The following is a 14,670-nucleotide window of genomic DNA, read 5'->3' on the forward strand; positions in this document are numbered from 1 at the left end:
TTTTAACACAATAAATCGAAAATAATTTTATCTTTAACAAAATTTACAAACACAAGCCCCAAGTGTTTTATAAGATTGGAGCATTAAAACCAAAAATTATGTTAGAAAACTTTTTAAAATTTGCAGAAGTAGAAAAATTAACCAAAGCACAACAAAAAACTATCCAAGGCGGTGATGTTCCACCAGATAGTGAAGAAGGAAGAAAAGGAAAAGTAGCAGCATAATTGCTCGATAAGTTCACAGTTTATTGTATATCAATCAACTACAAACTATTATTAAATTTAAAAACCGTAACAAACTAAAGTCTGTTACGGTTTTTTATTTATTAAGGGAAGTAAAAAATTAATTCTCTTCCTCTAATTCTAAGTTTCCTTCTTTACCATCTTCCCATTGTCCAACTACAGATGTTGCTAAAGCATTTCCTAAAACGTTTGTAGCACTTCTGAACATATCACAAAAGTGATCAATTGGCAAGATTAACGCAATTCCTTCTACTGGAATTTTAAACATTCCGCAAGTCGCTGCAACGATTACTAAACTCGCTCTTGGCACACCTGCAATACCTTTACTCGTTAACATTAAAACCAAAAGCATAGCCATTTGCGTTCCTAAATCTAAATGAACGCCATAAAACTGAGCGATAAAGATACTGGCAAAAGTCATGTACATCATACTTCCGTCAAGGTTAAACGAATATCCAAGTGGCAACATGAATGCTACAATTTTGTTTTTAACACCAAAATCTTCTAATTCTTCTGTTAATTTAGGAAAAACTGCTTCACTACTTGTCGTTCCAAAAGCAATCGCTAATGGTCCAACAATACGTCTTAATAACTCTGTCATTCTTCCTTTTAAGAAAATATAACCTACAGCGATCAAGACAACCCATAATGTACTAATTCCGACTAAAAACGATCCGAAGAATTTAAAATATGTAATCAATAATTCTTCTGCATCTCTAATAGCAAATACTCCTGCAATGGCACCAAAAACTCCAATTGGAGCAAAGTTCATTACATAATTCACCATTTTTAAAACGATATGCGAAGCTTTATCAAAAGCATTTATAATTGGTTTTACAGTATTTCCTAATGAAGCCGCTGCTAATCCAAAAAAGATAGAAAAGATTACGATTTGCAAAATTTCATTGGTTGCCATTGCTTCAAAAATACTTTTAGGAACAATATGCTCTACAAAATTCTCAACAGACAATACTTTTGTTTTAGCTGTAACTTCTGTAGCTGCTGCCATATCAACGTGATCCAATTTCAAACCTACTCCAGGCTCTAAAAGATTCACATAAAATAATCCAATTAATAAGGATATAAAAGAAGCTGTAAAAAACCAACCAAGTGCTTTACCTCCAATTCTTCCAACGGTTTTGATATCACCCAATTTCGCAATTCCTACGACTAAAGTGGTAAAAACTAAAGGAGCAATAATCATTTGCACCAATCGGATAAAAATGGTCGCAAGCATTTTTATTTTATTACTAAATGATACTGCGGCTTCTTGCGAAATTGAATTATGAATAATAATTCCCAAAGCTGCTCCAAGTATCATTGCAATTATAATTTGCCCTGTTAATCCTGAAAAAAATGATTTTTTTTTGGTTTCTGTAACTTGCATTAATTTATTTATTTAGAATTAAATATTAAGACCCTCACTGTCTTAATTTTTATTAATATGTTTTGTTGATTAAGTAAAAATCAGCCAAAACAATCGCAGCCATTGCTTCTACAATTGGCACTGCACGAGGTACAACACACGGATCATGACGGCCTTTACCAGTCATTGGTGTAATATTTCCTTTATTATCTAATGAATCCTGAGTTTGCATAATAGTTGCAACTGGTTTGAAAGCTACTCTAAAATAGATATCCATTCCGTTGCTTATTCCACCTTGAATTCCTCCTGAAAGATTTGTTTTTGTTGTTCCGTCAGGATTGTATAAATCGTTGTGTTCACTTCCTTTCATTTCAGAACCAGAAAATCCGCTTCCGTATTCAAAACCTTTTACAGCATTGATAGAAAGCATTGCTTTTCCTAATTCAGCATGTAATTTATCAAAAACAGGCTCGCCTAAACCAACCGGAACATTTTGAATTACACAAGAAACTATTCCGCCAACAGTATCACCTTGTTTACGAATATCACGAATATATTCTTCCATAATCGCAGCCGATTTTTCATCAGGACAACGAACAGGATTACTTTCTATTTTAGAAAAATCTAAGTCTTGATATGGAGTATCCAAATGAATTGGACCAACTGAAGAAACGTAAGCATTAATCTTAATCTCCGGCAACATTTGTTTTGCAATTGCACCCGCTACTACTCTACTTGCTGTTTCTCTCGCAGAACTTCTTCCGCCACCACGATAATCACGAAAACCATACTTTTGGTCGTATACATAATCAGCGTGACTTGGTCTGTAATTATCTTTTATGTGTGAGTAATCGTCTGATTTTTGATTTGTATTCGGAATAATAAAACCAATTGGAGTTCCAGTAGTTTTACCTTCAAAAATACCGGATAAAAACTGAACTGCATCCGGTTCTTTACGTTGTGTTACAATTGCTGATTGTCCTGGTTTTCTTCTGGACATTTCAACTTCAATTGCTTCCAGATCAAGTTCGATTCCTGATGGACATCCATCAATAATTCCTCCTAAAGCTTCACCATGAGATTCTCCAAATGTAGTAACTTTATATAGGGTGCCGTAGCTATTTCCTGCCATTGTTTTTAGTTTTGAGCAAATGTAAGTTTTATGAATTAAATTAAAAAATTTAAAATTAGTATTATTAAGTAAAGGTTAAGTTGTTTAAAAATCACAATTTATTAAAATTGTGGCCAAATTGATAACCTTTTCGTAAAATAAATCCGACTAGAGTTTCTTTTATTTGTTAAACTTCAAAAACTGAAAAATTGAAAAAACGAAATGTTGAATTGGTCATCCTGTCAGATGTCCATTTGGGAACTTACGGAAGTCACGCTAAAGAACTAAACAACTACTTATCAAGCATTAAACCAAAAACATTAGTCTTAAATGGCGACATAATTGATGCTTGGCAATTTAGAAAATCATATTTCCCAAAAGCACATTTAAGAGTCATTCAACGCATAATTGGGATGGCTTCTAAGGGAACAAAAGTCTATTATATTACTGGAAACCACGACGAAATTCTTCGAAAATTCAGTGATATGAATATGGGAAATTTTGCTTTGGTCGACAAATTAGTTTTAGAACTTGACGATAAAAAAGCATGGATTTTTCACGGAGATGTTTTTGATGCTTCTGTTCAGCACTCTAAATGGATTGCAAAACTTGGCGGTTTAGGTTATGATTATTTAATTCTTACTAATCGTTTTGCAAATTGGTGTTTGGCTAAACTTGGAAGAGAACCTTATTCGTTTTCCAAAAAAATTAAAGCCAGTGTTAAGAAAGCAGTGAAATTTATATCAGATTTCGAAACTACTGCAACAGATCTTGCTATCGAAAAAAATTATGATTATGTAATTTGCGGACACATTCACGAACCAAAAATTATTACTAAAGAAAACAAACACGGTTCTACTTTATATCTAAATTCTGGTGATTGGGTCGAAAATTTAACTGCTTTAGAATACCACAAAAAACGTTGGAAATTGTACTCTTATGCCGAAAGTAATTTTACGGAAGAAGAAAATCTTTTTGAGATGGAAGACATTTTGAGCTCTCAATTAATTTCTTCTATTATCCTAAATAAATAGTACTTTTTAGACATAAATCACTCTATTTACAAGAGTTAACAGTACTTTTAATTTGGTTTGATTGTGGTTAAAAATGTGAATTATATAACAATTTCTAAAAATTTTATACGTTTGAAAATGGTGTGACATATTAAATTTGAAAAATAATTAATAACCATTTTCATGAAAAAAATAATTTTATCTGCCATTATGCTATTAGGATTAGCATTTACGGCTCAATCACAAGAAATTTCGAAACACGCTTTAGGAATCCGTTTAGGAGACAATAACGGTTTTGGCGGTGAAGCATCATATCAATTAGGTTTAAATCAAAAAAACAGACTTGAATTTGATTTAGGATTCAGAAACAGTAGTGACGTAGATGCTATTAAAGCCGTTGCTCTTTACCAATGGGTTTGGAACATTGACGGAGGTTTTAACTGGTACGCTGGTGTTGGTGGTGGAATTGCTGCATGGGATCACGATTACTACAACAACAATTACAAATATAACGACAGCGGAACATATGTATTCGCAGCTGGAGACATTGGTATAGAATACAGATTTAGCGAAGCGCCAATCACACTTTCATTAGATGCCAGACCTGAAATTGGTTCTGGATATTATGATGATGACAATTTTGGATTTGACGTTGGTTTAGGAGTTAAATTTAGATTCTAAAATTTAGAATAAAAGTAAAAAATAATTGTAAAAGAAAACCTGTCGTTTAACTGCGACAGGTTTTTTTATGTTTATCAAACTGAGCAAAGTCGAATTCTCGTATGAAGCTGATTTAACCGCAAAGCGCGCAAAGATTTTATCACATCAAGGCTTTGTAAAAACGCAAAGTTCGCAAAGCCTTGTGTTGATTTAGCTTTGCGAACTTTGTGTTTATTAAGCGCGATTTAGAACAAAAAAACTTCGCGCACTTTGCGGTTAAATTCAATGTTCAGTCAGACATTTTTACATTTCACATCTAACATTTTACAGATAAAAATTACTTTATAATAATATCTTTCTTAGAATGAATTTTCACAACCGTATAAGGATATGTAATCACTTGCATGACCATTGCGTCTGCAGCAGGATTATTTTCTTTTACAGTAATAACAATATTTTTATCAGTTTCTTCGACTTTTTCAACACCAATAGAATATCCACCGGTATTTTTTTCTCCCATATTCAGGATCACATAATTTGAATTACTAATATCAGTCTGTTTCATTTTATCAGCCAAAAGCGGATCATTTTCTAACATTTTGATTTCGTTAGGTTCTGTCAAAATTTCAAAAAATTTGATATTTCCTCCGCCATCAGATTGTTCCGTTAGAACTTCGTATAAAACCTTTGAATCTGTTGTCTTTTTTACTCCACACGAAACCATAGCAAAAACTGCCAAAACTGAAATTACTTTTTTCATTTACGTTTACTTTTTAAGATTGCTGCTTTTCACTTTTATAATCGTCAATTGCTCTTTGATACAAAGCCTCATATTTAGGCAGGATGTTTTTAATATCAAATTTCCTTGCAACTTCCAGAGCATTTGCTTTAAACTGATTCAAAACTTCGTCATCTTTCAGTATTTTAATTGCATTTGCAGCCATTTCTTCAACATTTCCGACGTTACTTAAATATCCTGAGATTCCATCGAAATTAACTTCTGGCAAACCTCCCGAATTACTCGAAATTACTGGAACTCCACAAGCCATAGCTTCCAAAGCCGCCAAACCAAAACTTTCTGTTTCTGATGGAAGTAAAAACAAATCAGTCATGCACAAAATCTTGTCGATTTCGTTACTGTTTCCGAAGAAAATTACCTTATCGTAAATTCCTAATTCCATACACAAAACCTCTGCTTTTTCTTTTTCAGGACCATCACCAACCATCATCAATTTTGCTGGCATTTCTTTCTGAATATTATAGAAAATCTTAATAATATCCGGAATACGTTTTACCTTTCTAAAGTTACTGATATGTGTAATGATGCGTTCATTTTCCTTTGCCATCACATAACGGTGACAAGGCGCTCCAGGTTCTTTAATGACTTTATCCAACTCAATAAAATTCGGAATTACCTTAATTTTATTCTTAATCTTGAATAATTTCAACGTATCATCTTTCAAACTTTGTGAAACCGAAGTCACATAATCTGATTTATTGATACTAAAAGTCACCGCAGGTTTATAAAACGGATGATTCCCAACCAAAGTAATATCAGTTCCGTGAAGCGTTGTAATCATCGGAAGATTAATTCCTTCATTTTTCAGCATTTGCTTCGCCATATAACCCGCATATGCGTGAGGAATAGCGTAATGCACATGAAGAACTTCAATTTTATATAGTTTCACCATATCGACCAATTTGCTTGACAAAGCCAATTCATAAGGCTGATAATGGAAAAGAGGATATTCAGGAACGTTTACTTCGTGATAATGAACATTAGGATTTAAAAGCGCCAACCTAACCGGCTGACTATAAGTAATAAAATGGATTTCGTGTCCGCGTCTGGCTAATTCAAGACCCAATTCTGTAGCAACTACGCCACTACCGCCAAATGTCGGATAACAAACTATAGCTATTTTCATGTATTAAATTTAATACTACGAAAGTACTCAAAAATAGCGTTTAATTTAAGTTTTAGATTGTTAGATTTTTGTGAATATTAGTTGTCAGAGAATTAGATTGTTAGACTAACTTAGAATTTTAGACTCGCTTAGACTTAGCGATTACTGAATTTTAGATTCAGACAGATCAAATACAAATCCGAAGATCACCAGTTAAACTCATAACTAATAATTCATAATTATAATCAGGAGCAGAAAAGACTTTTTCATAAGAACCACTTGTCCCGCTGTACACTATATCTTTTTCTGTCTAAAGAAGCCAGAAAAAGGATATCGCTTCCATCGGGGCTAGATTAGAAGTTTTTATTTTCACAAGAACTTTATTCTAAACCCGACAGGTTTTTAAAACCTGTCGGGTTTGTCGTAATCTATCTTTGTCAAAGTTTAAAACTTTGACAAAGATTTCCGCAATTTTTTCATTTCGAAGAAGAATACAAATACATGAAACCTAAAACTTGAAACAAAACATTTTAAAAACAAAAAAGGCGTAAAATCTAAATTTTACACCTTTCATTTATTTTAAATTTTTCTTAGAAAAATCTACTATGCCAACTATCAGCAGCAGGAACTTCCCAAGATTCATTAAATTCTTCGATATTGTTTACTAAATTATTAAACACAATCGTATTTTCAGATACAGATTTGTCTTTAACCATTTTCTTGAAATCAATTAGAGGTTTGTGCGCGATATGTTCTCCTAGTTTAAAAGTAACGTTCATTTTATCTAACAAATCAACATTATATTTTTTCTCTAAACTCTGAATAAATTCCACCGAACTATCGATGGAACAACCAGTTGCTGCTTGTACATCCTGATTTACAGCCAAAATAATGAATCGGTTGTATTTCAATAAATATGAAGCTTCCAGACTTGTTCCGTGTGCAGCCCAACCTTCAACAAAAGCTTTCAGGTCAGTTTCTATTTCAGAAAATTCTTCCTCAGAAAATTTTCTGTTCGATTGATAAATCCAGATTCTGGATTCACCAGGTAAATCTTCAAAAGGTATATACATTTTAATTTTTTCTTTAAGTTTGTTTTGTTTCAGGTCTCAAGTTTCAAGTTTCAAAAACTTAGAACCTTAGCATCTTAGTCACTCAGATCCTTAACTAAAGATCCTGAGCATTAGCAATCAATTCGGCAATATCCATTACTTTAACTTGCCCTTCTTTTTCCTGATGTTTAATACCATCCGTTAACATTGTATTACAAAACGGACATCCGGCAGCAATAATATCCGGCTTTACTTCTAAGGCATCTTCAGTACGCAATACATTTACTTCTTTGTTTCCTGGCTCAGCATCTTTAAACATTTGTGCTCCACCAGCTCCACAACATAAACCATTTGCTTTAGAACGTTTCATTTCGACTAATTCAACGTCTAATTTCTGAATCAAATCTCTTGGCGCTTCGTATACTTTATTTGCTCTTCCTAAATAACAAGGATCGTGAAAAGTGATTTTCTTTCCTTTAAATTGGCCACCTTCAACCGTTAATCTTCCGTCATCAATTAATGACTTTAAAAACTCTGTATGATGAATTACATCATATTGACCTCCTAATTCAGGATATTCGTTTTTTAAAGTATTAAAACAATGTGGACAAGCGGTTACGATTTTTTTAGCTTCATATGCATTCAAAACCTCGATATTCATCATGGCTTGCATTTGAAACAAAAACTCATTTCCGGCACGTTTTGCAGGATCTCCGGTACAACTCTCTTCTGTACCTAAAACTGCAAACGAAACATTGGTACGATTTAAAATTCGCACAAATGCTTTTGTAATTTTCTTTGCTCTATCATCAAAACTCCCTGCGCAACCAACCCAAAATAAAACTTCCGGTTGTGTTCCTTGGGCTAGCATTTCAGCCATTGTTGGCACTACTAAACTTTCTGACATCTTCTTTTTTTGTTAATTCGGTTAATCGTAAATTTGGTTAATCTCTCTTCTGAATAACCAATCCAAAACCTAAATTTATTTTATTTAATCGATTAAACGGTTAAACAATTAACCATTTAAACTATCTTAATTTTCGTTTTTCCAGTTCAATCTATCTTGTTGACTGTATTGCCAAGGCGCTCCATTGTTCTCAATGTTTGTCATCATTGCATTCAATGACATCGGAGCAGCACTTTGTTCCATAACAAGATAACGACGCATATCCATAATAATAGACAACGGACTGATATTTACAGGACATTCTTCTACGCAAGCATTACATGAAGTACATGCCCATAACTCTTCTGGAGTTATATAATCGTTTAATAATGTTTTATTATCCGGAACAAAAACACCTTTGTTTGCATCAATATTTTTTCCTACTTCTTGCAAACGGTCTCTTGTATCCATCATAATTTTACGAGGAGACAATTTTTTACCCGTTTGATTAGCAGGACATGATGATGTACAACGACCACATTCTGTACAAGTGTAAGCGTTTAATAGTTGTACCCAGTTTAAATCCTGAACATCACTTGCTCCAAATTTACTTGGAGCCGCATTTTCATCCACCGGAGCAGCCGCAAACGGATCAGCATTTGGATCCATCATTAACTTAACTTCTTTGGTTACTGATTCTAAATTATCAAACTGTCCTTCAGGATTTAAGTTTGCAAAATAAGTATTCGGGAATGCTAAAAGAATATGCAAGTGTTTTGAGAAGTATAAATAGTTCATAAAAACTAAAATACCTGCGATATGCAACCACCAAAATACTTCAAACAACAATGCAACTAATTCGTTTGACATTCCGTTGAAAATTGGCGCAATAAACTGACTTATAGGAAAACTTCCTGCTCTGTGAAAATGAGAAAATCCTCCGGGAACATTTTGCAAATGCAAATCAGAAGCATCCATAAACAAAAACAGAAGCATTAAAACAGTTTCAAAACACAAGATGTAATTGGCATCACTTTTAGGAAAACCATTTAAATCAGGATTAATAAAACGTTTTAATCTTATTACATTTCTTCTAATCCAGAAGGTAATAACGGCAACGAGAACTAAAAATGCTAAAATTTCGAAAGAAGCAATTAAAACATCATAAACCAATCCTAAATAAGGAGCAAAAATTCTATGAGTTCCAAATAATCCATCGATTATAATTTCGACTAATTCGATATTAATAATTATAAAACCTACATATACAAAAATATGAAGTATTCCAGCTACAGGGCGTCTCACCATTTTTGATTGCCCAAGAGCAATCAATGCCATGTTTTTCCAACGTGCTTTAGAATTATCTTTTCGATTTACATCTACTCCTAAATTGATGTTACGGATGATTTTTTTTACGCTCGATGCAAAAAAACCGAAACCTACAATTAGAAGTATAGCGAACAAAATATTATCTAAATAACTCATTCTAATTAATTTTTAGTAGTTGTGTTAGCGTCTTCTGTTGGTGCTACGTATGGTTTGTTTTTCTTTCCAAAAAGAGAAACATTTACATAACGAGTTGGGTAAAGACGAACGTCTTGCAATAATAACTCTAGCTCTTTTGAAGTTTTAGAAAGATTATTATACAAAGCATCATCACTTAACAACTTACCTGCAGTACCTTTTCCTGAGTTTAAGTTACTCATAAGATTGTCAACTTTAGCCAAAGTCTGGTTTAGGTTTCTAACTGTTTTTCCTAAATCGGCTTTGTTTAAAGAATCTGATATTTTATTGAAGTTACTTGACATTTTATTAAAGTTGGTTACAACTCCGTTAATTTGTCCTTTATTAGTATCTAAAATAGAATTAAGACTTCCTGAAGCTCTATGAAATTGCTCCATTGTCTGACTTAATTCTGCCAATGATTTCTTTAAATTTTCTTGCCCTTGTTTGTCTAAAACATTGTTTAATCCAGAAACCAATGTATTAATATTGGCAAGCATTAAATCTAATTTTTGCTGAATTGGTTCGATTTTACCTCCCAAAGACTCTGTTAATCCCAACTCAACTGTTGATGTTAACGTTTGTCCATCTTCAACTAGTTCTTTGTCTGCAAGATTAGGAATGATCTTGATTTGTTTTCCTCCAATTAAACTTGGAGAATACAAAGCTGCCTGGCTTGTTTTTGAGATTGGAAAATCTGTTTTTAATTGAAGTTCAACTAATAATTTACCTGTTACTTCATTAATTGTAATCTTATTTACTTTACCAATTGTAAGTCCGTTTATGGTAACTGGCGCTGATGCTGATAAATCCTCCACATTATTATATTCTACATATAATGTTTTGTAATTCGTAAAAAGGTCTCTGCCTTTTAGAAAACTATAGCCCCAAATAAATAATAAGATTGACGCGATGACTAAAATAGCCGTTTTAATTTCTCTTGTTAGTTTCAAAATTCTAAGTGTTTCTACAAAATTAATATAAATATTCGAACAAAAGCCTATTATTTGATGGCGTCCTGAATATTGATTTTTTCTCCGTCTTTAGTTGCAACTAAAAAAGCTACTGCATATCCTTTGCTTTTAGCCTCTTGCAAATATTTTTTTGCAGCTTCGTAGTCTGCCGTTTCCTGATAGAAATATTTGTAAATATTATTTTCGTATAACATTGTTACATTTTTCAATCCTTTAAAGTTTTTAGGCTCCAATGGTGTTTTTTTAATACTTGCAAGAAGTTGTACTTTAAAGAAAGTTCCTTTTGGAGCATTTTTTACTGCGGTTGTTTCAACTGCTTTAGGTTTCGCTGGAGTTGTATCTCTTGCTGGTCTGGCTTCTACAATTTCCGGAGCACCAGAACCAAAATATTCTCTCTTGTAACTCAAAATAGCTTCGGCAATAGCTTTTGCAATATCGTTCTGACCTTCTTCTGAATTTAAAATATTTCCTTCATCTGGATTAGAAACAAACCCTGTTTCTACTAATACTCTTGGCATATAAGCTTTATGAAGTACCATAAATGGCGCTTGCTTAACTCCGCCCTGTCTTATTTTTTTACCTAATTTTTCGAAATTGTCTTCGATTTTACTTGCTAACGAAATACTATTCTCTAAATATTCTTCCTGCATTAGTGTCATACTAATCATAGATTCAGGTGAGTTTGGATCGAAACCCTCGTATTTACGTTTATAATCTTTTTCTAAAGTAATTACCGAGTTCTCTTTTTTCGCCGCTTCAAGATTCGAAGCCGTTTTACTCAAACCCATTACATAAGTTTCGGTTCCATCTGCCGCAGTATTTTTGTTTGCATTACAATGTATTGAAACAAAAATATTAGAATTTGCGCGGTTTGCAATGTTCGCTCTTTCTACTAAATCGATAAAAACATCGGTTTTACGAGTGTAAATTACATCAACATTTGGGTTAAGTTCTAAAATTTTTCCAACTTTTAGTACAATAGCCAAAGCAATATTTTTCTCAATTCGTCCGCTATAAACTGCTCCAAAATCGTGATCACCATGTCCAGCATCAAGAGTTACCTTAAATACATTTGATTGACTATAAGCACAAAATGACATTATCGTTAGAAAAAAAGTAAATATTACCTTAATTTTGTTAAATCTATTCATAAATCTAAAAGTTAATTTTAATAAAACGCAACAGCTATAATTTTTACAATTGATTATTTTTGACAAAAAATTATATGTAAGTTTGACATGTCAAAAAACAAGCCATAATTTTACAAAAATAGCATTTAAACCTTTGCATACAAACTTATTTAATATCGTTTTATTATCATTTTTCCTAACACTAGGAACTGGTAAATTATATTCGCAAGAGATAAAAAACAAAAAGAAGCCGTTAGCAACTGTAAAACAAACAGATAAAACTACAACTGCTGTTACAGATACCATAAAACTTGATACTGTTAGACCTAAAAAGACTTTTCTTGACGGAAAAGTTAAGTACAGAGCTAAAGATTATGCAAAAATCGATCAGAAAAGAAAACTGATCACTTTATATAATGAAGCTGAATTATACTATAAAGATGTAGAATTAAAATCGGGTATAATTGTTTTAAATTATGAAAAAGATGAAGTTTATGCCGGAAGAATAAAAGATTCTGCCGGAGTTTTGTCGCAATATCCAAATTTCAAACAAGGTTCAAGCGAAGTTCAGCCTGACTCAATCCGTTTTAACTTTAAAACAAAGAAAGCCTTAATCTTCAATTCAAGAACTGAACAAGGCGAATTCAAAATAAAAGCAGCGGTTACTAAAAAAGAAAATGATTCTGTTTACTTCTTAAAAGGTGCTCGTTTTACAACAGCTTCAGACGTTGACAATCCTGAATACTACTTTCAAACTAATAAGGTAAAATTTATTCCTGGCAAAAAAGTTATTACTGGTTTGACCAATATGGTTATTGCAGATGTCCCTACTCCGCTTGCATTACCGTTTGCATATTTCCCGATGAGTCAGGAAAGAAGTGTTTCCGGTATTATTATTCCAAGTTATAATGACTCAAATACAAGAGGTTTTTCGCTTCAGAATATGGGTTATTATTTTGCCTTGAGCGATAATTATGATTTGACAGTTTTAGGAGACTACTACACTAATGGAAGTTACGCCATGCGATTTGAATCGGCGTATGCCACAAGATATAGGTACCGCGGAAATGTCAATATTCGTTTTGAAAATCTAATTAGCAGCGAACGTGGTTATCCGGATTATAGCAAACAAAATATTTACAACATTCAGTGGTCACATTCAAGAGACTCTAAATCAAGTCCAAATTCAACTTTTTCTGCTTCTGTAAATATGGGTAGTAGTAAATATTTTAAGCAATCTATCAATCAGGCCAATATTGGTTCGAACTTAAACAATACTTTGAGTTCATCTATATCGTATAGCAAGACTTTCAATACGATTCCGCAAGCTCGTTTTTCATTATCAGCGACGCATTCACAAAACACACAAACAGAAGTCATTACGATGACGCTGCCAACTTTACAGGCTAGTATTGATCGTGTTTATCCTTTTGTTGGAAAAGATGGTGTAAAAAAAGGATTTATAAAAAACATCAACTTACAATATAACTTAAGCGGTAAAAACAATATCACAACAACGGATTCTTTGTTTTTTAAGCCACAAATGTTTAGAGATGCGCAAATAGGAATGCAACACACGATTCCGTTGAGTACAAACTTTAAAGTATTCAAATATTTTAGTGCTCAGGCAGCTACAAATTATCAGGAAACATGGGTTACGAAAACTATCAACCAAAATTATGATCCTGATCAGAGTAAGGTTGTGAAAACGGTTGTAAATGGTTTTGACTCATTTAGAACATATAATTTTACTTCAAGTTTAGGAACGACTATTTATGGTACTTTCAATTTTGGAAGTGACAAAAAAATCCAATCGATTCGTCACGTAATGCGTCCTACAATTTCTTATTCTTACACTCCTAGTTTTGAAAAATACTACGATACCTATTCTGTAGATGCTTCTGGAAAACTTAATCAATACACACGATTTGACGGTGGTGTTTATGGTGCTCCGTCAAGAGATAACTCAAATATTGTAGCTTTCGCTTTAAGCAACACTTTTGAGGCCAAAGTTAGAGATCGCGACAGCACAAAAACAGAACCTAAAAAGGTGATGCTGTTAAACAACTTAAATCTTAGTACAAATTATAATTTTAATGCTAATGGTAAAGATGTTTTGGCTTGGCAACCGTTACTTATTAGCGGTGGAACACAGCTATTACAAAATAAGATGAATGTCAATTTTGGAGCTACTTTAGATCCATATGCATTAAATAACAATAACGACAGAATCAGTACCTATAATATTGATAATGGAGGAAGTTTATTCAGAATGACGAATGCCAATATCACCTTAAACTACTCTTTCTCGAATAAAGACACAGCCAAGGACGATAAGAACGTTCAAAGTCAGCGAAATGGTGGTCGAAAAGATGACTTATTTGGTACCAATACTGATTTAACAGATCCTCGAAACAGTCAGTTTGCAAATGAAAAAGATGATGACAAAGATGTAATTAGCGAATTCTTCAAGTCGAAAATTCCTTGGGACATGACACTTGCTTACTCAATGACATACAGTAACATAAGAAGAGAAAATAAAATCTCAGGAAACTCGATAATGGTATCTGTCAACATGGATATTACTCCAAAATGGAAAGGTGGAGTTTCTACCGGTTATGACTTTGTACAAAAGGGAGTTACATTTACTCAGTTCCGTTTTGAAAGAGATTTAATGAGTTGGAGAATGGCGTTTAACTGGTCTCCATTGGGAACAAACTCAAACTGGAACTTCTTTATTGGAATCAAATCGGGAATGCTTAGTGATATCAAATGGAATAAACGAAGCACTTTGAACCGATAATTCTTCAAAACCAAATTGATCGAATA

At 33.0% G+C, this 14,670-nt stretch carries 13 protein-coding genes; 4 read left to right on the plus strand and 9 right to left on the minus strand.

Annotated elements, in window-relative coordinates; genetic code table 11:
* Positions 1 to 98: 98 nt before the first annotated feature.
* Positions 99 to 224 (plus strand): hypothetical protein, encoded by a 126-nt coding sequence (locus WN975_RS10630; protein WP_337966513.1) that lies wholly within the window; start codon positions 99 to 101, stop codon positions 222 to 224.
* A gap of 118 nt (positions 225 to 342) precedes the next feature.
* Here WN975_RS10630 and WN975_RS10635 read toward each other — a convergent pair whose 3' ends face one another.
* Positions 343 to 1,629, minus strand: coding sequence for a dicarboxylate/amino acid:cation symporter (locus WN975_RS10635; protein WP_099708649.1), 1,287 nt, complete (start codon positions 1,627 to 1,629; stop codon positions 343 to 345).
* Between the two features lie 52 nt (positions 1,630 to 1,681).
* Positions 1,682 to 2,740 (minus strand): chorismate synthase, encoded by a 1,059-nt coding sequence (aroC, locus tag WN975_RS10640; RefSeq protein WP_056249796.1) that lies wholly within the window; start codon positions 2,738 to 2,740, stop codon positions 1,682 to 1,684.
* Positions 2,741 to 2,928: 188 nt separating this feature from the next.
* Here aroC and WN975_RS10645 point away from each other — a divergent pair, with 188 nt between their 5' ends.
* Entirely contained in the window at positions 2,929 to 3,753 is an 825-nt protein-coding gene (locus WN975_RS10645; RefSeq protein ID WP_099708650.1) for a UDP-2,3-diacylglucosamine diphosphatase, read from the plus strand.
* 162 nt (positions 3,754 to 3,915) lie between these two features.
* Complete coding sequence (locus WN975_RS10650; protein WP_121329712.1) at positions 3,916 to 4,413, plus strand: hypothetical protein; 498 nt, start codon at positions 3,916 to 3,918, stop codon at positions 4,411 to 4,413.
* Positions 4,414 to 4,729: 316 nt separating this feature from the next.
* Here the strand turns inward: WN975_RS10650 and WN975_RS10655 are convergent, their stop codons facing one another.
* The 7 genes from WN975_RS10655 to WN975_RS10685 form a co-directional block, all read right to left on the minus strand.
* Complete coding sequence (locus tag WN975_RS10655; protein WP_337966514.1) at positions 4,730 to 5,152, minus strand: protease complex subunit PrcB family protein; 423 nt, start codon at positions 5,150 to 5,152, stop codon at positions 4,730 to 4,732.
* Positions 5,153 to 5,165: 13 nt separating this feature from the next.
* Positions 5,166 to 6,317: an N-acetyl-alpha-D-glucosaminyl L-malate synthase BshA gene (gene bshA, locus WN975_RS10660; protein ID WP_337966515.1), complete on the minus strand. Its 1,152-nt coding sequence runs from the start codon at positions 6,315 to 6,317 to the stop codon at positions 5,166 to 5,168.
* 569 nt (positions 6,318 to 6,886) lie between these two features.
* Positions 6,887 to 7,369 carry an ABC transporter ATPase gene (locus tag WN975_RS10665; RefSeq protein WP_099708654.1) on the minus strand — a complete coding sequence of 161 codons (483 nt, stop codon included), beginning with the start codon at positions 7,367 to 7,369 and terminating at the stop codon, positions 6,887 to 6,889.
* 94 nt (positions 7,370 to 7,463) lie between these two features.
* Complete coding sequence (locus WN975_RS10670; RefSeq protein ID WP_264524593.1) at positions 7,464 to 8,255, minus strand: (Fe-S)-binding protein; 792 nt, start codon at positions 8,253 to 8,255, stop codon at positions 7,464 to 7,466.
* 126 nt (positions 8,256 to 8,381) lie between these two features.
* A complete protein-coding gene (locus WN975_RS10675; protein WP_337966516.1) occupies positions 8,382 to 9,719 on the minus strand; it encodes a (Fe-S)-binding protein in 1,338 nt (445 codons plus the stop codon).
* A gap of 5 nt (positions 9,720 to 9,724) precedes the next feature.
* Entirely contained in the window at positions 9,725 to 10,690 is a 966-nt protein-coding gene (locus WN975_RS10680) for an MlaD family protein (protein ID WP_337966517.1), read from the minus strand.
* A 50-nt stretch (positions 10,691 to 10,740) separates the two neighbouring features.
* The gene (locus WN975_RS10685; protein WP_337966518.1) at positions 10,741 to 11,862 is read right to left on the minus strand and encodes an N-acetylmuramoyl-L-alanine amidase; all 1,122 of its coding nucleotides are present in this window, start codon (positions 11,860 to 11,862) and stop codon (positions 10,741 to 10,743) included.
* Positions 11,863 to 11,944: 82 nt separating this feature from the next.
* Between WN975_RS10685 and WN975_RS10690 the strand changes: the two genes are divergently transcribed.
* Positions 11,945 to 14,644: a putative LPS assembly protein LptD gene (locus tag WN975_RS10690; RefSeq protein WP_337966519.1), complete on the plus strand. Its 2,700-nt coding sequence runs from the start codon at positions 11,945 to 11,947 to the stop codon at positions 14,642 to 14,644.
* The last annotated feature ends 26 nt before the right edge of the window (positions 14,645 to 14,670 follow it).

The organism is uncultured Flavobacterium sp. (genome assembly GCF_951805225.1).
In the GTDB taxonomy this organism is placed as follows: Bacteria; Bacteroidota; Bacteroidia; order Flavobacteriales; family Flavobacteriaceae; genus Flavobacterium.

Coding starts and splice junctions, on each gene's coding strand:
- WN975_RS10630 (WP_337966513.1), top strand. CDS start 99: ATGTTAGAAAACTTTTTAAAATTTGCAGAAGTAGAAAAATTAACCAAA.
- WN975_RS10675 (WP_337966516.1), bottom strand. CDS start 9,719: ATGAGTTATTTAGATAATATTTTGTTCGCTATACTTCTAATTGTAGGT.
- WN975_RS10685 (WP_337966518.1), bottom strand. CDS start 11,862: ATGAATAGATTTAACAAAATTAAGGTAATATTTACTTTTTTTCTAACG.
- WN975_RS10655 (WP_337966514.1), bottom strand. CDS start 5,152: ATGAAAAAAGTAATTTCAGTTTTGGCAGTTTTTGCTATGGTTTCGTGT.
- WN975_RS10635 (WP_099708649.1), bottom strand. CDS start 1,629: ATGCAAGTTACAGAAACCAAAAAAAAATCATTTTTTTCAGGATTAACA.
- WN975_RS10650 (WP_121329712.1), top strand. CDS start 3,916: ATGAAAAAAATAATTTTATCTGCCATTATGCTATTAGGATTAGCATTT.
- WN975_RS10670 (WP_264524593.1), bottom strand. CDS start 8,255: ATGTCAGAAAGTTTAGTAGTGCCAACAATGGCTGAAATGCTAGCCCAA.
- bshA (WP_337966515.1), bottom strand. CDS start 6,317: ATGAAAATAGCTATAGTTTGTTATCCGACATTTGGCGGTAGTGGCGTA.
- WN975_RS10665 (WP_099708654.1), bottom strand. CDS start 7,369: ATGTATATACCTTTTGAAGATTTACCTGGTGAATCCAGAATCTGGATT.
- aroC (WP_056249796.1), bottom strand. CDS start 2,740: ATGGCAGGAAATAGCTACGGCACCCTATATAAAGTTACTACATTTGGA.